Consider the following 25381-nt stretch of genomic DNA (forward strand, 5'->3'; position numbering starts at 1 on the left):
GCACTCACCTGTGGACTCCTTCGAGCGCGACCCGCAGCCCGGCCGGGGCGGGTTCCGCCATGGCGTTCGAGATGACCGGGTCCCGGGGTTCGGCCCCGAGCTCGCCGAGTGCGAAACGTCGCACCAGGGAGGTCCAGTCACCGGCGCGGCGGAGCATGGGGTGGCCGTCGCCGAGGACGTCGAAGCGGGCGACCCGGTCGGTCACCGACCGGGCGTGCAGGGCGTAGGCGTAGGACGCGGCGGGGTCGGTCATCCGGTCCCGGTCGCCGTGCGCGATCAGCACCGCGCGCCCGGCGAGCTGCTCGACCGGGTCGGATCCCTCCAGCCAGGGGGCGAGCCCGCACACCGCGACGACACCGGGCGCGCCCGCCGCCCGCAGCACCGCACGGCCACCCATCGAGTGCCCGACGAGCACGATCGGACGCCCCGGGTAGCGGCGGGCGAGCTCGTGGACGGCCCACTCGGCGTCGCGGTAGGCGTCCATGGCCGGGCCGTTCCAGCCCCGCACCCGGTAGCGCAGCAGGTGCACCGCGACGCCCGAGCCCAGCTCGGTCCGGTGGCCGCGCCCGCCGCGCTCCAGGGAGTGCGCGAACGGCAGCATGCGCAGCAGCGCCAGCCCGCGCCGGGCGGGGGCGGTGGAGTGCGACTTCCCACCGTGGGCGACGAGCACCACACCGGCGGGGTCGGGGTGGCGGTCGCCGGCGTTCTCCAGCCACGGACTCGGATCGGGCACGGGGCGCCTCGCAGGGGACGGGGTGCGCGGGGCACCGGGACGGTCTCGGCGCGTGTTCGTCCGGAGGCCCGGTGGTGGCCGGTCGGTGGGACCGTCCTCACATCGGGTCGGCCCGGACACGGCCCGCGGCCGGTGCGTACCCGTCGACCCTAGATCGGGCCCGGGTACCTTGCTCGTCGAGACATCTCGGCGCGCGGGGCCACTCGAACGAGTGAGGTGCACATCACCCCCGGTGGTCAGGGCGTGGGTGGGTAGGACCACGGACGCACCCGGCCGCGGGAGGCGCGAAGATGTGCGTGCGCCCGGGAGCCGGGCGCCGCGGACGGGCGGGGAGAGGACGACGAGGATGGGCGTGCCACCGGAGCTGACGGTGTGGCAGAAGGTCGTGGCGACGGTGCGACGCCGGCGTCGCGGGTCGGGCTTCTGGTTCGGCCTCGCGATCGCGGTGATCTGGCCGTTCGTCGTCTTCGGGACCCGGCTGGGCTGGCGCGGTGCGGAGCACCTGCCGCGCACCGGCGGCGCCCTGCTGGTCGGCAACCACGTCTCGTTCTCCGACCCGATCTTCGACATCGCCTTCGGCACCGCGCACGGCCGGATCCCGCGGTTCCTGGCCAAGGGCGAGCTGTGGTCGGTGCCGGTGGTCAAGTGGGTGCTCGGCCACGGCGGGCACATTCCGGTGTACCGGTCGTCGAAGCGGGCGTCGGAGTCGTTCACCGGCTCGATCGACGCCCTGGAGCGCGGGGAGATCGTCGCGATCTACCCGGAGGGCACGTACACCCGTGACCCCGAGCACTGGCCGATGAAGCCGAAGAACGGCGTCGCCCGGATCGCGCTGCGCTCCGGCGTCCCGGTGATCCCGATGGCGAACTGGGGCACCCAGGACTTCCTGCCCGCCGACGGGAAGCCGGCGCCGTTCCCGCGCAAGCGCGTCACGGTCGCGCTCGGCCCGCCGGTGGACCTCTCGGAGTTCGTCGGGAAGCCGCTGACGAAGACCACCCTCGACGCGGCCACCGCGAAGATCATGGACGCGGTGACCGGGCTGCTGGAGGAGCTGCGCGGGGAGACCCGCCCGGCGACGCCCTACGACCCGGAGGCTCGGCCGCGTCCGGAATCACCGGGCGAGCCGGCGGACCCGACGCAGCGGGCGGCGTCCTGACCCTGCCCCGCGGGTGGCATCTCGTTGGTAGCCTGATGGCATGAAGGCCTCCATCGACAATGCCGGGCGCCTGGTGATCCCGAAGCAGCTGCGGGACCGCCTCGGCCTGGTCCCGGGCGAGGTGGACGTCGAGGCCGACGGTGCGGACCTGAGGGTCCGTCCGGTCGCGCAGGACACCCTGGCGGAGGAGGACGGCTGGCTCCTGGTCCCGTCGTCGGGAACTCCTCTCACCGACGACGACGTGCAGCAGCTCAGTGACGCCGACCAGCGCTGACCCGCAGCTGCTCGTCGACACCAGTGTCGCGGTGGCGCTCAGTACCGCCGACCACGAGGCACGGGCAGCATGCCGATCCGTCGTCGAGGGACGACGGATCGGCCTGTCCGGTCACGCGGCGTTCGAGACGTTCTCGGTGCTCACCCGGCTCCCGGCGCCGAGCCGCCGCACGGTCGCCGCGGTCGCGACGCTGATCCGGCACAACTTCCCGCACACGGTCTTCCTGTCGCCCGCCGCGGCCGCGGAGCTGCTCGACCGGCTGGCGGGCATGGGGGTCTCCGGCGGGTCGGTCTACGACGCCCTGGTCGGTGGCTGCGCCGCGTACGCCGGGGTTCCCCTCGTGACCCGTGATCGTCGTGCGCTCGGCACCTACCGGGTGCTCGACGTCGACGTCGTCCTGGTGACCTGAACCGTCAGATCTCCAGCCCCAACAGGGCGTTCTCGATGACCTCGGGCAGCGCCGGGTGGATCCAGTACTGGCCGGTCGCGATCTCGGTGACGGTCTGGCCGAAGGCCATCGCCTGGATCAGCTGCTGGACCAGCGTCGATGCCTGCGGCCCGAGCAGGTGGGCGCCCAGCAGCCTGCCGGTGCCCTTCTCCGCGATCAGCTTGCAGATGCCGGTGCGGTCCTCCATGGCCCAGCCGTAGGCGACGTCGCCGACGTTCTGCACCTTGACCGCGATGTCGAACCCGGCGTCGTGGGCCTCGGCCTCGGTCAGGCCGACCGAGGCGATCTGCGGCTCGGTGAACACCGCGGCCGGGACGAGGTCGTGGTTGGTGGCGCGCAGGTCGTCCGGGTGCGCCAGGTTGTGACCGACGATCTTGGCCTCGTGGTTGGCCACGTGCTTGAGCTGGTGCGGGGAGCTCACGTCGCCCAGCGCCCACACCCCGGGGGCGGAGACGCTGCGCTGGTACTCGTCGACGGCGACCCGGCCGTCGGCGTGCACGGTCACGCCACCGCGGTCCAGGTCCATCCGGTCGCCGTTGGGCATCCGGCCGGTGACGACGAGCAACGTGTCGGCGACGACGGTGGAGCCGTCGTCGAGCGTGATCTCGACCTCGCCGGGGCCACCGCTGCCGTCGCCGGACAGCGCGGTGACCTGGCGCCCCAGCCGGCAGTCCCAGCGGGCGGTGGCGATCTCGGTGAACCGGTCGGACAGCGTGTCGTCGAGGTGGCGCAGCAGCTTCGGCCCGCGGGCGATCACGGTGACCTCGGCGCCGAGCGCGGAGAACACGTGGGCGAACTCCGACGCGATGTAACCGCCGCCCAGGATGGCGAGCCGGTGCGGCACGTCGTCGACACGCATCACGGTGTCGGAGGTCTCGAACGGCACACCGGCGTCGGCGACCAGCGGCGGGATGCTCGGCCGCGACCCGGCGGCGATGACGATCCGGTCGCCGCTGACCGTGACGGTGCCGGAGCCGTCGGTGCGCTCGATGCCCAGCTCGCGCTCGCCGGTGAAGCGGGCGTGCCCGAAGTACACGGTGACGTTGGGGCTGCGGTCCACCCGGTAGGAGCGACCGCCCTCGGAGATCGGGTCGATCCGCCCGAACACCCGGTCCCGGATGTCGGTCCAGCGGATCTTGTCGACGGTGCCGTCGACGCCGTAGGTGTGCGCGTGCCGGATGGTCTCGGCGACGTCGGCGGCGTAGACGTACATCTTCGTCGGGATGCAGCCGACGTTCAGGCAGGTCCCGCCGAACACCCCGTGCTCGACGAGCGCGACGTCGAGCCCGGCGAAGCGTTCGTCGAGGAAGGTGTTTCCGGAACCGGTGCCGATGACGACCAGATCATGGTGGGCCACGTCGCGAGGCTAACCGCTTCCGCGGGTCGGCGGCGTTCTGGTACCCCTCTGGAGATGACCGTCCCCACACCGGCCGCGGCGGCGGCCCCCACCCTGCACCGCGCCTGGGCCGCCGACCTCGACCCGGCCACCCTGTACGCGCTCCTCGCGCTGCGCACCGCGATCTTCGTCGTCGAGCAGGAGTGCCCCTACCAGGAGCTCGACGGGCGCGACCTCGAACCGCGGACCCGGCACCACTGGCTGGCCGAGGGCGCGACGGTGGTCGCGACCCTGCGGCTGCTGGCCGAGCCCGGCGGGGTCATGCGGATCGGTCGGGTGTGCACCCGGGCCGACGCCCGCGGACGCGGGCTGGGCCACCGGCTGATGGACTCGGCGCTCGCCGAGGTCGGCGACCGCCCCTGCGTGCTCGACGCCCAGGAGGTCCAGCAGGCGTTCTACGCCCGGCACGGTTTCGTGCCGGCGGGGGAGCGGTTCGTCGAGGACGGCATCCCGCACGTCCCGATGGAGCGCCGTCGCTCCTGAGCGGGGCCCGGCCCGCGGCCCGTGTGCGCAGGTCCGGCGGGGACGGTGCGGCGCACGACCGGACGAGGGGCGTGCTCCGCGCGTCGCCGTCGCCGGGGCGCCGAGTGCGCGATACTCCCGCGCGTGCTCCGACCGAGGGTGCACGAGCGGACACGCTGGGAGAGGAAGGCGGAACGGATGAGCGAGGACCGACGGGGCGGCGACTCCCCGGCCTGGGGGCGGGTCGGACCGGCGGACCCGACGGCGGACCCGGCGACCCATCCGGCGCTGCGCACGCCCGATCCCACGGCCGAGCAGCCGACCGTGGCGGTGCCGGTGGAGGGCGGACCGGACTCCGAGGCCACCACCGAGAAGCGCGCGATCCCGCACACCCGCGCCGGCGGGCTGTGGGCCGCACTGATCCTCTCGGCGGTCGTGCTGATCTTCCTGCTGGTGTTCATCCTGCAGAACACCGAGCCGGTCGCGATCACCTTCCTGTGGATGACCGGGACCCTGCCGACCGGGGTGGCGCTGCTGTTCGCCGCGATCGCCGGGATCCTGCTGGTCGCCGTGCCCGGGACGGGCCGGATCCTGCAGCTGCGCCGGCAGGCGCGGCGGGGCTGACCCGCGCGGGTCGCGGCCGGGTGAGGCGGCCGCGACCCGGGGGAGGTCAGCGCCGGCGGCGCGGCCGGTCGGAGCGCGCGGCCCCGCCCGCGGCCGGGCGACGGCGCGGGGTGGGCTTCGGCGGCTTGGCGACGATGATCGGCTCGCCGGACGGCTCCTGCGCACCGGTCACACGGACCAGGTCCGGGTGCCCCGGACGGACCGTCGAGACCTCCGCGGAGACCCCGGCCTGGCGGGTGAGCAGGTCCACCTCGGCACGCTGCTCGGGCATCGCCAGCGTCACCACGACGCCGTCCTCCCCGGCCCGGGCGGTACGCCCGGCACGGTGCAGGTAGGCCTTGGGGTCGGCGGGCGGGTCGACGTGCACGACGAGCCCGACGTCGTCGATGTGGATGCCGCGGGCCGCGACGTCGGTCGCGACGAGCACCGGCACCGCGCCGGAGCGGAAGTCGTCGAGCGCGCGGTTGCGCTGGCTCTGCGAGCGGCCACCGTGCAGCGGCCCGGCGGCGACGCCCTCGCGACGCAGCACCCGCACCATCCGGTCGGCGCCGTGCTTGGTGCGCACGAACAGGATCGTCCGGCCCTCCCGGGCGGCGATCTCGGCGACGACGCGGGGCCGGTCGTCGCGGTCGACGACGAGCACGTGGTGCTCCATCGTCGCGACGCTGCCGGTCGGCGGGGCGACCGAGCGGGTCACCGGGTCGGTGAGGTGGCGCCGGACCAGGGTGTCGACGTCGCCGTCGAGGGTCGCGGAGAACAGCAGACGCTGCCCGTCGGCCGGGGTGCGGTCGAGGATCGCGCGGACCTGGGGCAGGAAGCCCATGTCGGCCATGCGGTCGGCCTCGTCCAGCGCGGTGATCGTGACCTCGGACAGGTCACAGGTGCGCTGCTGGAGGTGGTCGGACAGCCGGCCCGGGGTGGCGACCAGCAGGTCGATCCCGCGCCGGAGCTCGGCGACCTGCTTGTTCATCGACATCCCGCCGACGATGTCGGTCACCCGCAGGTCGACCGCCTTCGCCAGGGGCTTCAGTACCTCGACGACCTGGGTGGCGAGCTCGCGGGTCGGGACCAGCACCAGACCGCGCGGGGCGGTGGGGCGGGAGCGCTCCCCGGCCAGGCGGGCCAGCAGCGCGAGCCCGAAGGCGAGGGTCTTGCCGGACCCGGTCTGGCCGCGTCCGAGCAGGTCACGCCCGGCGAGGGTGTCGGGCAGCGTGGCCGCCTGCACCGGGAACGGGGCGGTGAAGCCCTGCTCGGCCAGTGCCGTGGTCAGACGCTCGGGCAGGCCCAGCGCGGCGAACGACGGCATGCCGTCCTCGGGCTCGACCCACTGCGGCTCCGGCTCGGCCTTCGGCGCGGCGACGGCGGCGCGGGACGCGGCCGGACGGGACGCGGCGCCGCCATTGCCACCGCCACTGCCGCCACCGCCGCGGCGTCCGCGGCGGGGGGCCGGACGGTCACCGTTGCGCTGGGAGGACCGGGCGGGCCCGCGGTCGACGCGGCTGCCGTCCTGCAGGTGCTCGCGGCGCTCGGCGCGGTTGCCGGTGCCGCCGTCGCCGGAGCGCTCGCCCCGGGCGGTGCGCTCGCCGCGGGGGGCGCCGGTGCGCTCACCGCGGGCGGGGCCGCCAGTACGGGTGCCCCGGGCCGGACGCGCGGCGTCGCGGCGGTCGTCGTCCCGGGCGGGACGGTCACGGCGGTCCTCGCCACGGAACTCGCCGCGGGTCTCGCTGCGGAACTCGGTGCGGCGGTCGTCGCGTCGGGTCGACCCGCGGTGGGCGCCGCCGTCGGCGGACGGCCCGGACGGGCGGGTGGCCCGCCGACGGACGGGACGGTCGGTGGCGGTGCCGGCGTCGGACGACGGCGGGCGGAACTGCGGCCTGGTCAAGACAGGTCTCCTCGAGAACGTGGCACGTCCTGCGGAGACCTCGGGGGAGGTGTGCTCGGCCGACGGGCCCGGGCGCGGCAGGTGCGTCGTCGCGGTGCGCGCTCCGTGATGGAAGGGCTCGGCCCGGTGACAGAATGCCCGGGCGCTCGTCGATCGACACTACGCCCCGCGCCCTGCCCGGACGACGGCGGGACCTCCTCCGCCCGCCGGGATGCCGCCCGTGGTGTCCGGGCCGCACCCCGGCGACCGGGGTCGACCGTCAGCCGATCCGGGAGCGTTCCCGCAGGTCCGACAGCAGGTCGGCGGGGGCGTCCGGGTCCAGCCCGTGCGCGACGAACCACTCGCCGATGCGTCGCACGTCACGGTCGAGGAACTCCGGTCCCTGCGGGTTCCCGACGACGTCGACCACCTGCGGCAGGTCGATCAGCACCGCCCTGCCGTGGTGGACGAGCACGTTGTAGGCCGACAGGTCGCCGTGCGCCCAGCCGAGATCGGCGAGCACCCCGAGGGCGTCGACGAGGTCGCGCCACAGCGCGGCCAGCTCGTCGGGGTCCGGGCGCAGCGCGGCGAGCCGGGGCGCGGCGCGCCCGTCGGCGGTGCCGAGGAACTCCAGCAGCACCTCGGTCCCGTCGACCGAGACGGGGTAGGGCACCGGCGCCCCCGCGCCGTGCAGCCGGGCGAGCGCGGCGAACTCCGCCGCCGCCCACTGCCCGGCGATGAGGTCGCGGCCCAGCACGGTGCGCCGCGCCATCGCGCGGGTCTCCCGGGAGCGCCGGACGCGGCGCCCCTCCAGGTAGCCGGCGTCGCGGTGGAACATGCGGTGTGCGGGGTCGCGGTAGCGCTTGGCGGCGAGCAGCACCCCGTCGTGGCCGGGGAGGCCGCGTTCGACGAGGTGCACGTCGGCCTCCTTGCCGGTCTTGAGCACCCCGCGCTCGTGGTCGACGGCGCCGGCGTCGGTCACCAGCCAGCCGGGGCGGGGGTGCGGACCGCGGGACCCGGCGGGCAGCCCGGTCCAGGTGGACCAGCGGTCGGCACCGCCGGGGATCTCGGCGGTGTCGGGGTCGTGCCCGGCCCGGCCGTCCAGGTCGAGCGCGGCGGTGTCGGCGCGGCCGGGACGGGGACGGGGGCGGGGCTCGTCGTCATTGTGGTCGTCGAAGCGGCGGCGACGGCGGACGGGATCGGGACGGTCGGAGGAGTACACGTGCGGCTCCGGAGGCGGCGAGGGTGCCGCGCGGAGCCGGTCCTCAGGGACCGGTCGTGCCGCGCGACGGGGACGGTGCGGTGGGGCGCGCGTTGCGCACCCGGACACGACGGACGGCCATCGGTACGCACCTCCCCGCTCGCACCGCGCGATCCTGCCGCGCCACCGGTCCCTCCGGCCGGTCGTGACCCTGCCGGACGCCGCCCCGGCCCGCCACGGGTTTTCCACGCCGCCGGCCGACGGCGGCCGCCACGCGCGCCGGCCGGGCCCCGCGCCGGGCCGGGCCGTCACGGCCGGGCCGTCACGACCGGGCCGGCACGACCGGGCCGGCACGACCGGGCCGGCACGACAGCGCTGCCCGCGGTCACGACCGGGCCGTCACGACCGGGACCATCACGACCGGGACCGGCACGACCGAGGGCCGGCACGGCGGGCGTGTGCCCGGCTCCGGGATCCGGGCTCAGGCCGGGATGACGAGATCGAGGTGGTTGCCGTCGCGTTCCACCAGGTGCCCCGCCCGCCGCGCGATCCGGGCCACCGCGCCGGCGTCGGCCGGCTCGGCCCGCGAGGTCGCCAGCAGCCGCGCCAGGCCGCCCTTGTGCGACTTGTTGTGGTGGCTGACCACCGAGCGCGACCCGTCCGGGCGCTGGGCCAGCACGTTCACCGTGACCGCGCCGGGGACCGTGCCGAGCGCGGCGTAGCCGCCCGAGCGCAGGTCGACGACGAGCTCGCCCTCGGCGATGCGCGCCAGCAGCGGGTCGAGCACCGGGCGCCAGCGCGCCGCGAGCGTGCCCGAACCGGGCAGCTTCGAGCCCGCCGAGAGCCGGTAGGGCGGGATCGGGTCGTCGGCGGAGAGGAGCCCGAACAGCGCCGAGCACACCGCGAGCCGGGACCGGGCGCGGTCCCGGGTGGCGCGGGTGAAGGACCCGGCGTCGAGGGCGTCGTAGAGCACCCCGGTGTAGCGGTCCAGCGCCGGCAGGGTCGGGTTCGTGCGCAGCGCGGCGTTGCGGTCGATCTCGGCGTCCTGGCGCTGCGAGACCCCGAGCGCGGCACGCGCGGCCGGACGGTCACCGGCCAGTGCGACGAGCTCGTCGCAGAGCTCCGCGCGGACGGGGCCGAGGTCGGCGTCGTGGGAGAGCGCGGTGAGGTCGAGCGGCGGGCCGTCGCCGCCGTCACGCTTGGTCTCCGAGGGCGGCAGCAGGACGAGCACGGCGCCACAGAGTAGTGATCACCGCGGACGGCCGTTGTGCCCGCCGGGGGACCGCACTACGTTCGGGTGTGTGACCTGCCTGGTGGCGCGCATCCACGTCGACTGCATGCGGATCACGAGCGCGTCCTGTCGCCCCTGTCGCTGACCCGCGCTCGTCCGAGGGCCCACGTACGCGTCCGCCCCGCCACAGTCCTGTAGCTACCCCTGTAGCCGCCGCGATCGACCGACCCGGGCACGGCCCGCCTCGGCACGCTCACACCGGCGGTCGACCCGAAGAGGAGTCCCACCGTGACCGACCCCGACATCACCGCCAACTGGTCGTTCGAGACCAAGCAGGTGCACGCCGGCGCCGCACCCGACCCGACCACCAATGCCCGGGCGACGCCGATCTACCAGACGACGTCCTACGTCTTCCGCGACACCGACCACGCCGCGAACCTGTTCGGGCTCGCCGAGTTCGGCAACATCTACACGCGGATCATGAACCCCACCCAGGACGTGCTGGAGCAGCGCGTCGCCGCGCTGGAGGGCGGGGCCGCGGCCCTGGCCGTCGCGTCCGGGCAGGCCGCGCAGGCACTGGCGATCCAGAACATCGCCGAGGCCGGGGACCACATCGTCTCCAGCGCCTCCCTCTACGGCGGCACCTACAACCAGTTCCACTACACCTTCCCGAAGCTGGGCATCGAGGTCACCTTCGTCGACGACCCGGACGACCTGGAGGAGTGGAAGGCCGCGATCCGGCCGAACACCAAGGCCCTCTACGGCGAGACGCTGGGCAACCCGCGCGGCAACATCCTCGACATCGCGGCCGTCGCCGGCGTCGCGCACTCCGCCGGGGTCCCGCTGATCGTCGACAACACCGTCCCGACCCCGTACCTGGTGCGGCCGATCGAGCACGGCGCCGACATCGTCGTCGAGTCCCTGACCAAGTTCCTCGGCGGCCACGGCACGTCGGTCGGCGGCATCATCGTCGACTCCGGGAAGTTCGACTGGGTCGCCAACAAGGACCGGTTCCCGGGCCTGACCAGCCCCGACCCGAGCTACCACGGCGCGGTGTTCACCGACGCCGTCGGCCCGATCGCCTACATCATCAAGGCCCGCGTGCAGCTGCTGCGCGACCTCGGCCCGGCGATCTCCCCGCAGAACGCGTTCCTGATCCTGCAGGGCATCGAGACGCTGTCGCTGCGCATCGACCGGCACAACCAGAACGCCCAGGCGCTGGCCGAGTGGCTGGAGGGTCGCGACGAGGTGGAGAAGGTCCACTACGCGGGCCTCCCGTCGAGCCCGTGGCACGAGCTGCAGAAGAAGTACCTGCCCAAGGGCGGCGGCGCAATCGTGGCGTTCGAGCTGCAGGGCGGGGTCGAGGCGGGCAAGAAGTTCGTCAACGCCCTCGAGCTGCACAGCCACCTCGCCAACATCGGCGACGTGCGCAGCCTGGTCATCCACCCGGCGTCGACCACGCACAGCCAGCTGTCGGCCGAGGAGCAGATCGCGTCCGGGGTCACCCCGGGCCTGATCCGGCTCTCGGTCGGTCTGGAGGGCATCGAGGACCTCAAGGCCGACCTCGACGCCGGGTTCCGCGCCGCGAAGGGCGCATGAGCGCGGATCTGATTACCTGGTGTCCGTGAACGACATCGAGCCCCCTCCCGCCAGCGGTGCCTGGCGGGAGGGGGACGACCCCGGCCGCCGCCGGTTCCTCGACCTGCCCGCGCCGCTGAAGCTGGCGGCCGGCGGGGAGCTTCCCGGCGTGCGACTGGCCTACGAGACCTGGGGCGAGCTCGCGCCGGACGGCTCCAACGCCGTCCTGGTGCTGCACGCCCTCACCGGCGACGCGCACCTGGAGGGCCCGGCCGGCCCCGGGCACCCGACGCCGGGCTGGTGGCCCGGGCTGATCGAGCCGGGCGGCCCGCTGGACCCGGCGCGCTGGTTCGTCGTGGCGCCGAACGCGGTCGGCGGCTGCCAGGGCAGCACCGGCCCGGCGTCGCGGGCCCCGGACGGCCGGACCTGGGGCAGCCGGTTCCCGACGGTCACCGTGCGGGACACCGTCGCCGCCGAGCAGTACCTGGCCGACGCGCTCGGCATCGACGCGTTCGCCTGCGTGATCGGCGGCTCGATGGGGTCCATGCGCTCCCTGGAGTGGGCGGCGACCGAGCCCGACCGGGTACGGCGGCTGTTCCTGCTCGCCGGGCCCGCGGCGTCGTCGGCGGACCAGATCGGCTGGGCGAGCCCGCAGATCCAGGCCATCACCTCCGACCCGCACTGGCACGGCGGCGACTACCACGACACACCCGAGGGGCCGTGGCGCGGACTGGGCGTCGCCCGGCGGATCGCGCACCTGTCGTACCGGTCGGGCGTCGAGCTGGCGACCCGCTTCGGCCGCGACCCGCAGGCCGGCGAGGACCCGCTCGACGGCGGCCGCTACGCCGTGGAGTCCTACCTGGACCACCACGCGGACAAGCTGGTGCACCGCTTCGACGCCGCGTCCTACGTGCGGCTGACCCAGGCGATGAACCACCACGACGTGGGACGCGACCGGGGCGGGGTGGCGTCGGCGCTGTCGCGGGTGAGCGCCCGCACCTACGTCGCCGGTGTCACCTCCGACCGGCTGTACCCGCTCGCCGAGCAGCAGGAGCTGGTCGACGGGATCCCGCGCGCCGACCCGCTGAAGGTGATCGACTCCCCGTACGGGCACGACGGGTTCCTGGTGGAGACCCCCACGGTCGCCCGGCTGCTCGGGGAGCTGCTGGACGAGGCGGTCTGAGGCCAGCTCAGGCCGGGGTGTGCGAGAGCGCCAGCGCACCCCCGTCGATCGGGTAGACCCCGCCCGTCATGTAGCTCGACGCGTCGGAGGCCAGCAGCAGCGCGAGCCCCTTCAGCTCATCGGTGTGCCCGATCCGGCCCAGCGGCACCGTCTCGCGCCACACCGCCTCACCCGGGTCGAAGCCCGCACCGATGTTGGTGCGGAACGGGCCGGGCGCGATCACGTTGACGGTGACGCCGGACCCCGCGAGGTCGAGGGCGGCCTGCCGGCCGAGGCTGACCACCGCCGCCTTGGTGGCGGTGTAGGAGTAGGCGACCATCGGGTCGGTGCGCAGGCCCGCCGTCGAGGCGGTGAGCACGATCCGGCCCCGCCCCCGCGGGCGCAGGACGGCGGCCGCGGCACGCAGGGTGTGCAGCACACCGTCGAGGTTCACCGCCCGCACGGTGTCCCAGGCGTCGATCGGGAACTCCTCGACCCGCCAGCCCGGCTCGGTGAAGCTCGCGCCGACCGAGATGCCGGCGTTGGCGAACACCCCGTCGAGACGGCCGGCATCGGCCTCGGCCGCGCGGACAGCCGCCGCGACGGCGTCGCCGTCGGTCACGTCGACGACGTGTCCGGTGACCTTCCCCCCGCGCTCGCGCAGCCGGGCGGTCTCGGCCTCGACCCGGCCGGGGTGCAGGTCGAGCAGCGCGACGTGCGCGCCGGAGTCGGCGAGCACCTCGGCCACGGCCAGGCCGATGCCGGAGGCGCCACCGGTGACGGCGTAGCCGCGACCGGTGACGTCGAACAGGGAAGCGGCGACACGGTTGTCGGACATGGGGTTCCTCTCGGGGCAGGGACTCAGACGGTCACGTCGACGAGGGTCTTCACCACGTCGTCGGTGCCGTGGCCGGACAGGGCGGACACGGCGTCGGCCAGGGCGACGCGGCGGACCGGGAGCGCGGCGACCGCCCCCGCCCGGCGGCCGACCAGCGCGGCGGCGGTCGCGAACTCGGCCCCGGTGCAGCAGCTCGACCCGAGCACCGCGACCTCCTTCGCGGCGAGCAGCCCGGTGTGCACCGGACCGGCGGCGGAGGTCAGCCCGACCGCGACGACCGTGCCGCCGGCCCGTACCAGGTGCAGCGCGGTGTCGAGGACGGCCGGGACGCCGGTGGCGTCGAGCACGACGTCGGGCCCGTCCGGGCCGGCGAACGCGCCGACCTCGGCGACCAGCGCGTCCGGGTCGGTGGTGGTGGTCCCGGCGACGCCCCACAGCGCGCCCGCCCGCACCCGGGCGGGCGACGGGTCGACCAGGAGCGTCTCGACCCCCGCGTCGGCCAGCACCAGGCACACCCCCTGCCCGACCGCGCCGCCGCCGAACACGACCGCCCGGTCGCCGGGCCGGACCCGCCCGCGGGCGACGGCGTGCACCGCCACCGACACCGGCTCGACGAGAGCGGTGACCCCGGGCTCGACATCGCCGACCGCGACGACGTTGGCCGCCGGGACCGCGAGCGCCCCGGCCAGCCCGCCGTCGAGGTGCACCCCGATCACGCGCAGGGCCGGGCAGGCGTTGACCGTGCCCGCGGAGCACAGCCGGCAGGCCCCGCAGGACAGCAGCGGCCACACCGCGACCCGGGTCCCGGCGGGGCGAGCCGGCCGGACGGGTCGTCGAGCACCTCGGCGGCGATCTCGTGGCCCTGGATCCGGGGCAGCCCGCGCTCGGCGCCGGACAGGGCACCGGCATCGCCGTCGAACAGGTGCAGGTCCGAGCCGCAGACCCCCACGACGAGCGGGCGCACCAGCACCTCGCCCGGGCCGGGGACCGGGTCCGGGACCTCGGTCACGACGAGCCGTCGCGCGTCGGTGGTGACGGCGGCGATCATGGTTCTCCTCTGGGCCGACGGCGGTGTCGGCCGTAACGTAGGTCCGCCGATCGCCGAGCGACATGGCGCGCAGCGCAGCGCACCCGGCAATCCGCGCAGGGCGAGCGGCCGTGGTACGAGGAGGTACGACGGGCGATGAGGATCGACACGACCGCGTTCGAGCCGCACCGGCAGGCCCGGCACTGGCAGTCGGTGATCAGCGACGTCTACGTCCCGCTGGAGTTCCGGCCGCACACCACCGGCTCGTTCGCCGCCGAGCTGGAGGTCCACCGGGTCGACGACCTGGAGGTCAGCACACTGCGGGCGGACCCGCACGCCGTCGTCCGGGCACCGGACCGCGACGCCGCGACGATCTTCGTGATGCTGCCCCGCTCCGGGGCGCTGCACGTCGAGCAGGACGGGCGCACCGCGCTGCTGCAGCCGGGCGACCTCGCCTCCTACGACGCGTCGCGGGCCTGCCTCATCGAGTCCCGCGAGCCGTTCGACCTCACGGTGCTCAAGGTGCCCGCGGAGCGGTTCCGCACCGCGGGCTTCGCCGTGCCACCGACCTGGTCGACCGCGGTCCGCATCGGCGCCGAGAGCCCGGTCGGGTCGCTCACCGCGCCGTACGTGCAGCGGCTGGCCGAGCTCGGCCGGGCGCACGACCGGATCGGGGTGCGGGCGTCGACGATCGCGCTGCTCGCCGCCGCGCTCGGCTCGGCGGGGGAGGACCCGCGCGACGCCCGCGCGGTGCTGCGCGCCCGCGCCACCGCGGTGCTGCGCGACCGGCTCGGCGACCCGTCGCTCGACCCGGCGCGGATCGCGGCCGCACTGCACGTGTCGCTGCGGACGCTGCAGGTCGCGTTCGCCGAGGTCGGGTTGTCGCCGGCGCGCGAGCTGCTGGCCGCGCGCCTGGATCGGGCGGCCGATCTGCTCGCCGACCCGGCCGGCCGCACCGTCACCGAGGTCGCCCACGCCGTCGGGTTCGGCGACCCGTCGCAGTTCTCCCGCTCGTTCAAGGCCCGCCACGGCAGCTCGCCGCGGGACTGGCGGGACGCCCTGCGCGAATCCGCAACCGCTCCTGCGCGCACGCACATGTGAGCCGGGCCACCTGCTGCCTACGTTCTGCCGGTCCCGTACGCCAGGGCCCCGATGCAGAGACGCAGGGAGTCACCATGACCCAGCTGTTCGACCCGACCACCACACCCGACACCGCCCCGGCAGGCCCCTACCCGGCGTCGCGGCTGGCGATCACCCGGGAGTTCGAGGTCCCCGACATCCACGTGCCGCCGTCGGAGGAGGCCTCGCCGTGGGTCCCGTGGGGCGACAACGCCGCGATCCGGCACCTCGCCTTCGACGTGCGCAACAACAAGTTCTCCAACGTGCTGTGGGTCAAGGGCGGCGTCCGGCTCGGGGTGCACCGGCACTCCGGCGCGGTGCGCGGGTTCTGCCTGGAGGGCTCCTGGCGCTACGAGGAGTACGACTGGGTCGCCACCCCCGGCGCCTACGTCCACGAGAACCCCGGGGTGCAGCACACCCTGGTCTGCGACGACCCGAACGGCATGAAGACGCTGTTCTGGATGGAGGGCACGCTGGAGTTCTACGACGACGCCGGCGCCCTCGACGAGCTGATGGACGTCTTCTGGTTCATCGAGCACTACGTGACGTACTGCCGCGCCCACGGCATCGCCGTCAACGACGCGCTGTTCGTGTGAGGCCCGGCCGATGACCTCCACCTCTCCCACCCCGCCGCTCCCGGTGCGCTCCGAGGCCGACGTCGTCGAGGCCATCGAGGCATCCCGCGGCACCACCGGCCGGATGCGCTGGGTCTGGGTGCTCGCCCTGGGCGGCATCTTCTTCGAGGCCTACTCCAGCGCCGCGCTCGGCTCGGCCCTGGACGCGCTGAACCGCCAGCTCGCGCTCACCCCGCTGGAGCTGTCGGTCGTCACCAGCACGTCGATGCTGGTGGCACTGCTGCTGTGCCCGGTCGCCGGACGCCTGTCCGACCGGTGGGGCAGGCTGCCGATGATCCTGGCGGCCAAGGTGCTCGCCGTCGTCTCGACGGTGCTGGCGACCGTCTGGCCGTCGTTCGAGCTGCTGGTCGTGTCCCGGGTGCTGGCCGGTGCCTCCTGGGCGCTGGACTTCGCCGTCGTCATGGCCTACATCGCGGAGTGGCTGCCGCGCCGCCACCAGGGACGGCTCAACCGCTGGCAGGGCATGTGGTACGTCGCGACGACGTCGAACCTGCTGCTCACCGTGGCCGTGTACGCCCTCGGCGTGGGCGACGACATCTGGCGCTGGTCGCTCGCCAGCGCCGGCGTGATCGCGGCCCTGCTGGGCGTCGCGCAGTGGTTCCTGCTGCCCGAGTCGCCGCGCTGGCTCGCGTCCCGCGGCCGGGTCCGCGAGGCCGCCCGGGCGCTGCGCACCGTCTACCTCGTCGACGTCGAGCAGCCCGACGCGGACCTGCCGCCGGCCCGCGACGTCGTGCAGGTCACCGGCATGCAGGGGCTGGCCGAGATGTTCGGCGGGCGCTACCGGCGCCGCACCCTGCTCGCGTCGATCACCTTCATGATGCAGGGTCTGGAGTACTACGCGATCGGCTGGTACCTGCCGATCATCGCCCTGGCGCTGTTCGGGGAGGGGTTCGTCGCGGCCACGCTCGGCGCGGTCCTGTTCAACCTCTTCGGCATCATCGGCGGCTTCGGGTCGACCCGGGTCGCCGCCGCGCTGCGGATCCGGCGGTCGATGCAGATCGGCTTCGCCGGCGTGACCGTGCTGATCGTGCTGCTGGGCCTGTTCTTCCACACGCTGCCCACCTGGGCGGCCATCGCGATCCCGGCCGCGTTCCTGCTGCTGCACTCGGCCGGACCGGCGCCGGGCGGCGCGAGCCTGGCCGCGCTGGCCTACCCCAGCCACCTGCGGGCGCTGGGCTCCGGTGTCACCAACACCGCGGGCAGCACCGGTGCCGCGATCGGGCTGTTCGTGTTCCCGCTGCTGCTGGCCACGGTCGGGCCGCAGGGCGCGATCCTGGCGACGGCGATCGCCCCGGCCATCGGGTTCGTCGCCTCGACGGTGCTGCGCTGGGACCCGGAGCGCGAGCCCGCCGCGGCCGTCGCGGGGGAGGGGGTGCCGGTCGCGGCCGGGGAGCCCCCGCTCGTGCATTGAGCCAGCACAGGACGGGGCGGGCGGGGCCGACGGCTCCGCCCGCCCCGGCGCGTTCAGCCGAGGTTCTCGCCGTAGACGCGCTGCACCCGCATCGTCATCAGCACCCGCCGGTCCCGGACCATGACCTCGCGGTACTCGTCCCAGTCCGGGTGCTCCCCGGCGGCGGCCCGGTACCAGTCGACCAGTGCCTGCACGGCCGGTCCGTCGGGCGAGTCGTCGGGGCCGACGAGCTCGACCGGGCCCTCGGCCGTCGCCCACGAGCGGCCGTCGGCGCTCTCGACCGACAGCGCCGCCCGCGGGTCCCGCCGCAGGTTCGCGGTCTTCGCGCGCCCCTCGGTCATCGACACCTGCACCGTGCCCGCCGCCCGGTCGTAGTACGGCGTCACCGGCGACAGCTGGGGCATGCCACTGCGCTTGATCGTCGCGAGGACGCCCTGGCGTGCTCCCGCGAGCAGCTCGTGCTGTTCGTCTCCCATGCCCCGAGTCTGCCCGCTCCGGAACCGGGATGAGGAGCTCCGGGGTCCCTCGCTACCCTTCTGCAGGTGTTGACCCGGATGTCGTCGCTGTTCCTGCGCACCCTGCGTGAGGACCCGGCCGACGCGGAGGTGCCCAGCCACAAGCTGCTGGTCCGCGCCGGCTACGTCCGTCGCGTGGCCCCGGGCGTGTACTCCTGGCTCCCACTCGGCCTCACGGTGCTCCGCCGCATCGAGAACGTGGTGCGCGAGGAGATGAACGCCATGGGCGCCCAGGAGATCCAGTTCCCGGCGCTGCTGCCGCGCGAGCCCTACGAGGCGACGAACCGGTGGACCGAGTACGGCCCCAACCTGTTCCGCCTGCAGGACCGCAAGGGCGGTGACTACCTGCTCGGCCCGACCCACGAGGAGCTGTTCACCCTCACGGTCAAGGGCGAGTACTCGTCCTACAAGGACTACCCGGTCATCCTCTACCAGATCCAGAACAAGTACCGCGACGAGGAGCGGCCCCGCGCGGGGATCCTGCGCGGCCGCGAGTTCCTCATGAAGGACTCCTACTCGTTCGACCTCACCGACGAGGGCCTGTCCGAGTCCTACCGCAAGCACCGCGACGCCTACGTCAAGATCTTCGACCGGCTCGGGCTGCGCTACGTCATCGTGTCCGCGACCTCGGGCGCGATGGGCGGCTCGGCGTCGGAGGAGTTCCTGGCCGAGTCCGAGACCGGCGAGGACACCTTCGTCCGCGGCCCCGGCGGCTACGCGGCCAACGTCGAGGCCGTCACCACGCCCGCGCCCCCGGCGATCCCGCTCGAGGGGCTGCCCGCCGCGCAGGTGCACCACACCCCTGACACCCCGACCATCGCGTCGCTGGTGGACTTCCTCAACGCCAACACCGAGCGCACCTTCACCGCGGCCGACACGCTCAAGAACGTGCTGGTCAAGACACGGCAGCCGGGCGCGACCGAGTGGGAGCTGCTGGGGATCGGCGTCCCCGGGGACCGCGAGGTCGACATGAAGCGCCTCGAGGCGTCGCTGGAGCCGGCCCAGGTCGAGCTGCTCGACGAGGCCGACTTCGCCCGCAACGCCTTCCTCGTCAAGGGCTACATCGGCCCGGGCGCGCTGGCCGCGAACGGCGTCCGCTACCTCGTGGACCCGCGCGTCGTGACCGGCACCGCCTGGGTGAGCGGCGCGGACAAGGCCGACCACCACGTCGTCGACCTCGTCGCGGGCCGCGACTTCACCCCGGACGGCACGATCGAGGCCGCCGAGGTCCGCGCCGGGGACCCGTCCCCGGACGGTACCGGGGTGCTGGAGGCCGCTCGCGGCATCGAGATCGGGCACATCTTCCAGCTCGGCCGCAAGTACGCCGACGCCTTCTCCCTCGACGCGCTCGGCCCGGACTCCAAGCCGGTCCGGATCACGATGGGCTCCTACGGCATCGGCGTCTCCCGGCTGGTCGCCGCGATCGCCGAGCAGTCCCACGACGACTCCGGCCTGGTGTGGCCGCGCTCGGTCGCGCCGTTCGACGTGCACGTCGTCGTCGCGGGCAAGTCCGCGGAGCTGCTGGAGGGCGGCGAGGCCGTCGCCGCCGAGCTGGAGGCCCAGGGCCTGTCGGTCGTCCTCGACGACCGCAAGGCGAGCCCCGGCGTGAAGTTCGCCGACGCCGAACTGATCGGGGTCCCGACGATCGTCGTCGTCGGGCGGGGGCTCGCGGAGGGGAAGCTGGAGCTCAAGGACCGGGCCACCGGCGAGCGGAGCGAGATCGACCACGCCGGCGCCGCGGAGCTCGTCGCCGGGATCGTCCGCGGGGCCTGAGCCGCACCGCCACCGCACGGAGCGGGTCCCTCGCCGGAGGGGCCCGCTCCGTGCGTTCCGGGGGCAGCCGGGGCGGACCGCCGAGGCGGCCAGGTCGGTGAGCGCGGAGCGGGGCACCGCGTCGCCGGGGCCGCCGCCCACGTCCGCCGCGACCACCAGCATCGCGACACCGACCGAGCCGTCGCGGGCCTGGGTCCGCGGCACCGCGAGCACCCCGACCGCGCCGTCGGTGGCGCGGCAGCCGCCCGCCCCCGACGCGGTGCCGTCGGTGCGCACGGTGGCCTCCACCCAGGTCCCCGGCTCGTCGTCGCCCGGGCGCGGCCCGGGCGGCCCGACCGCCACCTGCGGGGCCGAGCCGGCGTAGGCGGACTCCCCGGCGCCGCGGGCGAACGCCTGCGCGGCCTGCTCGACGCTCGTCCCGGCCGGGACGGCGACGAGCGCCGCGGCGGCGACCCCGCGCGGTGCGGCGCCGACGGGGCAGTCGCCCGCGGCGAACGGCGGCGCCTCGGCGAGCCGGGCGAACGGCACCCCGAACACCTCCAGCGCGGGCGCCCCGGGTGCCGGAGCGGTCCATCCCGGCGGGGGCGTGACCGCGAACGCGGCGGGCTCCACGGCCGGGGGCGGGGCGGGCGCGGGGGTGGCCGGGGTGGCCGGGCGGATGCCGCCGAGCCCGGCCACCGCGCCCGCCACGACCAGCACGGCGACGGCGGCGGCCAACGCGGGACGCAGCCGTCGCCCGGAACCGGGGGAGGGCCCGCCCTGCCGCGACGACATCGCGGCAGCCGGGCGGTCGGTCGTCGTCCGGCCGGAGGTCACCGGCGCAGCGTACGGCGCTGCCGACCGACCCCGGAGCGGTGTTCCGGCGGGCGGCGGGCCGCGGTCGCCCGGCGGTCCGGAACAGGTGCCGCGGGGCCTCAGCCCGGCAGCAACGTCAGCCGCACCGACCGCGTCGGGTTGTCCACGTTGGTGTCGACCAGGCAGATCGACTGCCAGGTGCCCAGCGCGGGCCGGCCGTCGATCACCGGGACCGTCGTCGACGGCGGCACGAACGCGGGCAGCACGTGGTCGCGACCGTGCCCGGCGCTGCCGTGCCGGTGCCGCCAGCGGTCGTCGGCGGGCAGCAGCTCGCGCAGCTGCGCGAGCAGGTCGGAGTCGCTGCCCGCCCCGGTCTCGATGACCGCGATCCCGGCCGTCGCGTGCGGCACGAAGACGTTGAGCAGGCCGTCGTCGGCACCGCAGTCGGACAGGAAGCGTTCGATCCGGTGCGTCAGGTCCACGACCGTCTCCTCGGAACCGGTCCGGATCTCGATCAGCTCGCTGTACACACCCCGAGACAGTAGGACCGTCGGTACGGTCGGGCAGCGTGGACGACTCGGTCACCTTCGCCGGATGGGAACTGCCACACCGGCCCGGCTACCTGAACACCGCGAGCATCGGCATCCCGCCGCGACGGGCGTCGGCGGTGGTCGCCGACGTCGTGGCGCGCTGGGCCGTCGGCGGGACCTCGCCGAAGGACTTCGACGACGCCGTCGAGACGGCCCGTGCCGGGTTCGCCGCCATCACCGGGGTGCCGGTCGCCGACGTGGCGCAGGGGGCCACGACGTCCGGTCTCATCGGTCCGCTCGCCGCGTCGGTGCCCGAGGGCACCCGGGTGCTCGTCGCCCGCGGCGAGTTCTCCTCGGTGACCCGGCCGTTCGCGGTGCAGGCCCACCGCGGGGTCCGGGTGACCGAGGTGCCGCTCGCCGAGCTGGCGGCACACGCCGCCGACCACGACCTCGTCGCGGTGTCGGTGGTGCAGTCTTCCGACGGCGCGATCGCCGACGTCGACGCGCTGTTCGCCGCCCGCGCCCGCAGCGGCGTGCGGCTGCTGTTCGACGTCACCCAGGCCGCCGGATGGCTCCCGCTGCGCCCGCACGACGCCGACGCCGTCGTCGGGTCGGGGTACAAGTGGCTGCTCGCGCCGCGCGGCACCGCCTGGCTGGCCCGGCGGCCGTCCTGGGTCGACGGACCGCCCGCCGGGGCGAGCTGGCCCGAGCCCACCCCGCACTCCGCGGGCTGGTACGGCACCCGGGACCGCTGGGGTGGTGGGCTCTACACCCCGGACCCGCCCGCACGGCCCGGACCGGCCGGGGGCGAGGAGGCCCCGGTCTGGTTCGCCCACGCCGGCGCCGCGGTGACGCTGCCGTGGCTGGCCTCGCTCGACCCCGACGCCCTGCGTGCGCACTGTGTCGGCCTCGCCGACGGCCTGCGCGAGCGCCTCGGGATGCCACCCGCCGGGTCGGCCATCGTGTCGGTCCGCGCCGAGGGGGCGGCCGACCGGCTGGCCGCGGCCGGGATCACCGCCGCCGTGCGCGACGGGGCCGCCCGGCTGGCGTTCCACCTGTCGACCACCCTCGACGACGTCGAGGCGGCCGCCGCCGCGCTCCGTTGAGCGTCGCCGAGCGCCGCGCCCCTCAGCTCCGGCCGGGGAACACCGGCACGACGGGGGACCGCTCGGTGACCCCGCGCCAGTACGCGAGCCGGCCGGTGCACTCGACCATCGCCTTCAGCCCGGCCTCGCGCAGCGGGGCCGACGACGACCGCTCGGTCACCGACCGCCAGGCGGCGATCGCGTCGGTCTCGGCCGACACCAGCAGCGCCCCGGCCGACACGCCGTCGACGACGGGCTGCGGGGCCGCGTACGCCGGCTGCGCCGAGACCGGCCGCTGCCCGATGTCGGACAGGGTCTGGGTGATCTGGCCGCGCAGGGTGGTGTGGGCCTCGATGTCGCCGCGGGCCCGGGTCGCCCACTCCGGCGGGATGAACGCGAGCGCCATCTTGTAGGCCCACAGGGCCGCGTGCTCGCAGGCGAGCGCCCGCTGCAGCGCGTCGACGGTGACCTGGGGGACCTGGGGCTCGTCGTCGGAGGACTGCCGCGGCAGCGGACCCACGCTCATGCCGGGGTCCCGGTGAGGATCGCCGCGTAGGTGGCGCAGCAGGCGGCGACCTCGGCGACCAGCCCCACCTGCAGCGCCGAGGCGCGGGGGACGACCTCGCCCGCGCTGCGGGCCGACCCGGCGACGGCGTCGCGCACCGCGGCGAGGTCACCCGACGGTGGTGTCGCGGGGGAGGCGATCTGGCCCGGGGTGCGCCCGCCCGCCTGGTCCAGCGCGGCGGCGTGCTCCATCCGGGCCGCGCGCAGCGGCTCCAGCCGGCCGGCGAGCGACGGGTCGCCGGTCACCGCGGCGACGATCAGCGCGGCGTCGGAGCGGGCGGCGTCGGCGAGCGCGAGCAGGGCGTCCGAGGCGTCCTGGGTGCGTGTGGTCGCGCGGGAGCAGCCCGCCAGCGGCACCGTCGCGGCCACCGCGGCCGCGGTCACCAGCACCTGGCGTCGGGTCGGGCGGACACGGCGGGGGCCGGTCACCGACGAGGGGACCGGCGACGACGGCGGCCCGGTCGGTGACATCCGGGGGGACACCCCGGGTGACACCCGGGACGACACGGATGGCTGGCGGTCGTTCACGTCGGGTCATGCTGCCAGCACGCGCCGGGCCGCACGGCACCGACCGTGCCCGCACGGGCCGCGGACGACCGCCCGCCGGCGGGCCACCGACCGTCGGCCCGCCGGGCGGACGCGCTAGGCTCGTCGGCCGTCCCCACCGTCACCGGCACCGCTCGGTCCCGTCCGGACGCGTCGCGGTGTGCGGCGCCGCTGTCGGATGCCGTCCGCGAGCGTCCGACGTGCCCGCCCACCGGCGGTCGCGACACCACGATCGACCCCAACCGGAGCCCTGCCGACCGGTCGTCACCCCGGCAGGCCCCCCACACGAGGAGAGTCACCCGATGCGCAGTCCGGACCCCGCACAGCTGGCAGACCAGCTGCGCGGCGTGCTCGAGCCGGTGGTCCACGGGGCCGGGCTGGAGATCGACGCCGTGGAGGTCCGCTCCGCCGGGCGACGGCACTCGGTCAAGCTCGTCGTCGACCTGCCCGAGTCCTCGCCCGAGACCGGCATCGACCTCGACGTCATCGCCCGGCTCAGCCGTTCCGCGGCCTCCGAGCTGGACCCGCACGAGCACCTCATCGAGGGTTCGTACACGCTCGAGGTGACCTCGCCCGGGATCGACCGGCCGCTCACCGAGCCCCGGCACTGGCGGCGGGCCTACCTGCGCCTGGCACGGCTCACGCTGACCGACGGCTCCGTCGTCGACGCCCGGGTCGGCCGGCTCGACGGCGACACGGTCGCCGTCGCGGTCCCCGGCCGGAAGTCCCCGGAGCGGCGCGACATCCCGCTCGCGGAGATCCGCCACGCCCAGGTGCAGGTCGAGTTCAAGCCCGCCCCGCCCGCGGAGACCGCACTGCTCGACCCGGACGCGCTGTCCGGCAGCACCGACGGGGCCGACGGGGCCCCCACGAACCACGACGGCCCTGACGGCCCTGAGGGCACTGCCCGCGACGAGGAGAACCGGTGAACGTCGACATCCCCGCGCTGCGCGCGATCGAGCGGGACAAGGAGATCCCGTTCGAGACGGTCCTCTCGGCCATCGAGACGGCGCTGCTCACCGCCTACAAGCACACCGACGGTCACCACCCGGACGCCCGCGTCGACATCGACCGCAAGAGCGGTGTGGTGCGGGTCATGGTCCGCGACGCCGCCGACGCGTCCGAGGACGGCACCCCCGGTCCGGAGTTCGACGACACCCCGGACGGCTTCGGCCGGATCGCGGCGACGACCGCCCGCCAGGTCATCCTGCAGCGGCTGCGCGACGCCGAGCACGAGCGCACCTACGGCGAGTTCTCCACCAAGGAGGGCGAGGTCGTCGCCGGCATCGTGCAGCGCGACGCGCGCGCCAACGCCCGCGGCGTCGTCGTGGTCGAGCTCTCCGGCGGCACCGAGGCCGTGCTGCCCGCCGCCGAGCAGGTGCCGGGCGAGGTCTACAAGCACGGTGACCGGATCCGCTGCTTCGTCATCGGTGTGAACCGCGGCCCGCGGGGCACCTCGATCACGCTCTCGCGGACCCATCCGAACCTGGTGCGCAAGCTGTTCGCCCTCGAGGTGCCCGAGATCGTCGACGGTTCCGTCGAGATCGTCTCGGTGGCCCGCGAGGCGGGGTTCCGCTCCAAGATCGCGGTGCGCTCGACCCGCTCCGGGCTCAACGCCAAGGGTGCCTGCATCGGTCCGATGGGCGCCCGGGTGCGCGGCGTGATGGGCGAGCTGGCCGGTGAGAAGATCGACATCATCGACTGGTCCGAGGACCCGGCCGAGTTCGTCGGCAACGCGCTCTCGCCGTCGAAGGTGGTGTCGGTGACGGTGCTCGACGAGCGCGCCCGGATCGCCCGCGTCGTCGTGCCGGACTTCCAGCTGTCGCTGGCGATCGGCAAGGAGGGGCAGAACGCCCGTCTGGCCGCCCGGCTCACCGGCTGGAAGATCGACATCCGCAGTGACGCCGACCCGCGCGACCCGGTCACCCCCGACGGTGGGCCGGCCGACCCCGCCGGGGAGCCGTCCTGACCGACGGAGATCAACAGCGGTCGTCGGGCGAGGGAATGCCCGACGACCGCCCTGCGCTACACTCGTCATCGGCCCGCGGTCGCGGACCGTCGCCCACGCACACCCGGTCGGTTCCGATCCGGACCTGTGTGGGGTGCCGGACCCGGGAACGGGCCGACGTACTGTTGCGGGTGGTCGTGGAGAACGGACGTTGCATTCCGGATCCGCGCCGCCGTCTCCCCGGACGGGGTGCCTGGTTGCACCTCTCGACGGGGTGCCTGGACAAGGCCGAGCGACGCTCGGCGTTCGCCCGGGCGTTACGCGTCCGTTCGGCACCGGACGTCACCGCCGTCAGGCGGTGGCTGCAGGAGTCGCACGACCCGCTGGGGCTCGGGAACCTCTCGGACCCGTCATCGGAAGAAAGCAAGGTCGACCAGTCATGAGCCAGCAGTGAAGATCGCACCATGAA

At 75.1% G+C, this 25381-nt stretch carries 28 protein-coding genes; 16 read left to right on the plus strand and 12 right to left on the minus strand.

The window, feature by feature from the left end:
* Positions 1-4: 4 nt before the first annotated feature.
* Complete coding sequence (locus KPL59_RS10485; protein ID WP_020622016.1) at positions 5-733, minus strand: alpha/beta hydrolase; 729 nt, start codon at positions 731-733, stop codon at positions 5-7.
* Positions 734-1079: 346 nt separating this feature from the next.
* Between KPL59_RS10485 and KPL59_RS10490 the strand changes: the two genes are divergently transcribed.
* From KPL59_RS10490 to KPL59_RS10500, 3 genes are read left to right on the plus strand one after another with little or no spacing between them, the layout of a single operon-like run.
* Positions 1080-1889 (plus strand): 1-acyl-sn-glycerol-3-phosphate acyltransferase, encoded by an 810-nt coding sequence (locus tag KPL59_RS10490; RefSeq protein ID WP_226360696.1) that lies wholly within the window; start codon positions 1080-1082, stop codon positions 1887-1889.
* Between the two features lie 40 nt (positions 1890-1929).
* Positions 1930-2163: an AbrB/MazE/SpoVT family DNA-binding domain-containing protein gene (locus KPL59_RS10495; RefSeq protein ID WP_226360697.1), complete on the plus strand. Its 234-nt coding sequence runs from the start codon at positions 1930-1932 to the stop codon at positions 2161-2163.
* Complete coding sequence (locus tag KPL59_RS10500) at positions 2144-2572, plus strand: type II toxin-antitoxin system VapC family toxin (protein WP_226360698.1); 429 nt, start codon at positions 2144-2146, stop codon at positions 2570-2572. The genes KPL59_RS10495 and KPL59_RS10500 overlap by 20 nt, the downstream gene beginning before the upstream one ends.
* A 4-nt stretch (positions 2573-2576) precedes the next feature.
* On the opposite strand, the gene KPL59_RS10505 is transcribed toward KPL59_RS10500, so the two are convergent.
* Positions 2577-3968, minus strand: a complete 1392-nt coding sequence (locus KPL59_RS10505) for a mycothione reductase (protein WP_226360699.1) — start codon at positions 3966-3968, stop codon at positions 2577-2579.
* A gap of 54 nt (positions 3969-4022) precedes the next feature.
* Here KPL59_RS10505 and KPL59_RS10510 point away from each other — a divergent pair, with 54 nt between their 5' ends.
* Both KPL59_RS10510 and KPL59_RS10515 read left to right on the plus strand, forming a co-directional pair.
* Positions 4023-4490, plus strand: a complete 468-nt coding sequence (locus KPL59_RS10510; RefSeq protein ID WP_226360700.1) for a GNAT family N-acetyltransferase — start codon at positions 4023-4025, stop codon at positions 4488-4490.
* A 177-nt stretch (positions 4491-4667) separates the two neighbouring features.
* The gene (locus tag KPL59_RS10515; RefSeq protein ID WP_083695713.1) at positions 4668-5093 is read left to right on the plus strand and encodes a lipopolysaccharide assembly LapA domain-containing protein; all 426 of its coding nucleotides are present in this window, start codon (positions 4668-4670) and stop codon (positions 5091-5093) included.
* A gap of 46 nt (positions 5094-5139) precedes the next feature.
* Here the strand turns inward: KPL59_RS10515 and KPL59_RS10520 are convergent, their stop codons facing one another.
* The 3 genes from KPL59_RS10520 to yaaA all read right to left on the minus strand — a co-directional run bounded on the left by KPL59_RS10520 (position 5140) and on the right by yaaA (position 9386).
* Complete coding sequence (locus KPL59_RS10520; protein WP_374111617.1) at positions 5140-6975, minus strand: DEAD/DEAH box helicase; 1836 nt, start codon at positions 6973-6975, stop codon at positions 5140-5142.
* Between the two features lie 259 nt (positions 6976-7234).
* Positions 7235-8176 carry a serine protein kinase RIO gene (locus tag KPL59_RS10525; RefSeq protein ID WP_226360701.1) on the minus strand — a complete coding sequence of 314 codons (942 nt, stop codon included), beginning with the start codon at positions 8174-8176 and terminating at the stop codon, positions 7235-7237.
* 460 nt (positions 8177-8636) lie between these two features.
* The gene (yaaA, locus tag KPL59_RS10530; protein WP_226360702.1) at positions 8637-9386 is read right to left on the minus strand and encodes a peroxide stress protein YaaA; all 750 of its coding nucleotides are present in this window, start codon (positions 9384-9386) and stop codon (positions 8637-8639) included.
* 288 nt (positions 9387-9674) lie between these two features.
* Here yaaA and KPL59_RS10535 point away from each other — a divergent pair, with 288 nt between their 5' ends.
* Both KPL59_RS10535 and KPL59_RS10540 read left to right on the plus strand, forming a co-directional pair.
* On the plus strand, positions 9675-10985 hold the full coding sequence (locus tag KPL59_RS10535; RefSeq protein ID WP_226360703.1) for a bifunctional o-acetylhomoserine/o-acetylserine sulfhydrylase: 1311 nt from the start codon (positions 9675-9677) through the stop codon (positions 10983-10985).
* A 25-nt stretch (positions 10986-11010) separates the two neighbouring features.
* Positions 11011-12147, plus strand: coding sequence for a homoserine O-acetyltransferase (locus KPL59_RS10540; RefSeq protein WP_226360732.1), 1137 nt, complete (start codon positions 11011-11013; stop codon positions 12145-12147).
* Positions 12148-12154: 7 nt separating this feature from the next.
* On the opposite strand, the gene KPL59_RS10545 is transcribed toward KPL59_RS10540, so the two are convergent.
* From KPL59_RS10545 to KPL59_RS10555, 3 genes are read right to left on the minus strand one after another with little or no spacing between them, the layout of a single operon-like run.
* Complete coding sequence (locus KPL59_RS10545; RefSeq protein WP_226351822.1) at positions 12155-12964, minus strand: SDR family NAD(P)-dependent oxidoreductase; 810 nt, start codon at positions 12962-12964, stop codon at positions 12155-12157.
* 23 nt (positions 12965-12987) lie between these two features.
* Positions 12988-13755 carry a zinc-binding dehydrogenase gene (locus KPL59_RS10550; protein ID WP_308187864.1) on the minus strand — a complete coding sequence of 256 codons (768 nt, stop codon included), beginning with the start codon at positions 13753-13755 and terminating at the stop codon, positions 12988-12990.
* Positions 13677-14012 (minus strand): alcohol dehydrogenase catalytic domain-containing protein, encoded by a 336-nt coding sequence (locus tag KPL59_RS10555; protein WP_255676892.1) that lies wholly within the window; start codon positions 14010-14012, stop codon positions 13677-13679. Before KPL59_RS10555 ends, KPL59_RS10550 begins: the two co-directional genes overlap by 79 nt.
* Before the next feature lie 135 nt (positions 14013-14147).
* Here KPL59_RS10555 and KPL59_RS10560 point away from each other — a divergent pair, with 135 nt between their 5' ends.
* From KPL59_RS10560 to KPL59_RS10570, 3 genes are all read left to right on the plus strand, one after another.
* Positions 14148-15092 carry a helix-turn-helix domain-containing protein gene (locus KPL59_RS10560; protein WP_226360704.1) on the plus strand — a complete coding sequence of 315 codons (945 nt, stop codon included), beginning with the start codon at positions 14148-14150 and terminating at the stop codon, positions 15090-15092.
* Between the two features lie 74 nt (positions 15093-15166).
* On the plus strand, positions 15167-15706 hold the full coding sequence (locus KPL59_RS10565) for a 2,4'-dihydroxyacetophenone dioxygenase family protein (RefSeq protein ID WP_226360705.1): 540 nt from the start codon (positions 15167-15169) through the stop codon (positions 15704-15706).
* 10 nt (positions 15707-15716) lie between these two features.
* Positions 15717-17156 carry an MFS transporter gene (locus tag KPL59_RS10570; protein ID WP_226360706.1) on the plus strand — a complete coding sequence of 480 codons (1440 nt, stop codon included), beginning with the start codon at positions 15717-15719 and terminating at the stop codon, positions 17154-17156.
* Positions 17157-17209: 53 nt separating this feature from the next.
* Here KPL59_RS10570 and KPL59_RS10575 read toward each other — a convergent pair whose 3' ends face one another.
* On the minus strand, positions 17210-17632 hold the full coding sequence (locus KPL59_RS10575) for a PPOX class F420-dependent oxidoreductase (RefSeq protein ID WP_060711411.1): 423 nt from the start codon (positions 17630-17632) through the stop codon (positions 17210-17212).
* Between the two features lie 66 nt (positions 17633-17698).
* Between KPL59_RS10575 and KPL59_RS10580 the strand changes: the two genes are divergently transcribed.
* Positions 17699-19444, plus strand: coding sequence for a proline--tRNA ligase (locus tag KPL59_RS10580; protein WP_226360707.1), 1746 nt, complete (start codon positions 17699-17701; stop codon positions 19442-19444).
* Positions 19445-19541: 97 nt separating this feature from the next.
* Complete coding sequence (locus tag KPL59_RS10585; protein WP_226360708.1) at positions 19542-19808, plus strand: hypothetical protein; 267 nt, start codon at positions 19542-19544, stop codon at positions 19806-19808.
* 550 nt (positions 19809-20358) lie between these two features.
* On the opposite strand, the gene KPL59_RS10590 is transcribed toward KPL59_RS10585, so the two are convergent.
* Positions 20359-20769, minus strand: a complete 411-nt coding sequence (locus KPL59_RS10590) for a secondary thiamine-phosphate synthase enzyme YjbQ (protein ID WP_075307553.1) — start codon at positions 20767-20769, stop codon at positions 20359-20361.
* A gap of 38 nt (positions 20770-20807) precedes the next feature.
* On the opposite strand from KPL59_RS10590, the gene KPL59_RS10595 reads away from it, so the two are divergent.
* A complete protein-coding gene (locus KPL59_RS10595; protein WP_226360709.1) occupies positions 20808-21875 on the plus strand; it encodes an aminotransferase class V-fold PLP-dependent enzyme in 1068 nt (355 codons plus the stop codon).
* 22 nt (positions 21876-21897) lie between these two features.
* Here KPL59_RS10595 and KPL59_RS10600 read toward each other — a convergent pair whose 3' ends face one another.
* Together KPL59_RS10600 and KPL59_RS10605 are read right to left on the minus strand one after the other, a co-directional pair.
* On the minus strand, positions 21898-22380 hold the full coding sequence (locus KPL59_RS10600) for a ferritin-like domain-containing protein (protein WP_226360710.1): 483 nt from the start codon (positions 22378-22380) through the stop codon (positions 21898-21900).
* A complete protein-coding gene (locus KPL59_RS10605; protein WP_226360711.1) occupies positions 22377-22889 on the minus strand; it encodes a hypothetical protein in 513 nt (170 codons plus the stop codon). The genes KPL59_RS10600 and KPL59_RS10605 overlap by 4 nt, the downstream gene beginning before the upstream one ends.
* A 377-nt stretch (positions 22890-23266) precedes the next feature.
* On the opposite strand from KPL59_RS10605, the gene rimP reads away from it, so the two are divergent.
* Genes rimP through KPL59_RS10620 form a run of 3 tightly spaced genes read left to right on the plus strand, consistent with a single transcriptional unit; the run spans position 23267 to position 25355 of the window.
* Entirely contained in the window at positions 23267-23893 is a 627-nt protein-coding gene (gene rimP / locus KPL59_RS10610; RefSeq protein WP_226360712.1) for a ribosome maturation factor RimP, read from the plus strand.
* A complete protein-coding gene (nusA, locus tag KPL59_RS10615) occupies positions 23890-24933 on the plus strand; it encodes a transcription termination factor NusA (RefSeq protein ID WP_020628120.1) in 1044 nt (347 codons plus the stop codon). The genes rimP and nusA overlap by 4 nt, the downstream gene beginning before the upstream one ends.
* 35 nt (positions 24934-24968) lie before the next feature.
* The gene (locus KPL59_RS10620) at positions 24969-25355 is read left to right on the plus strand and encodes a YlxR family protein (protein ID WP_083695718.1); all 387 of its coding nucleotides are present in this window, start codon (positions 24969-24971) and stop codon (positions 25353-25355) included.
* Positions 25356-25381 lie beyond the last annotated feature (26 nt).

The sequence above is a fragment of the Pseudonocardia sp. ICBG1142 genome, from assembly GCF_020496255.1.
GTDB lineage: Bacteria > Actinomycetota > Actinomycetes > Mycobacteriales > Pseudonocardiaceae > Pseudonocardia.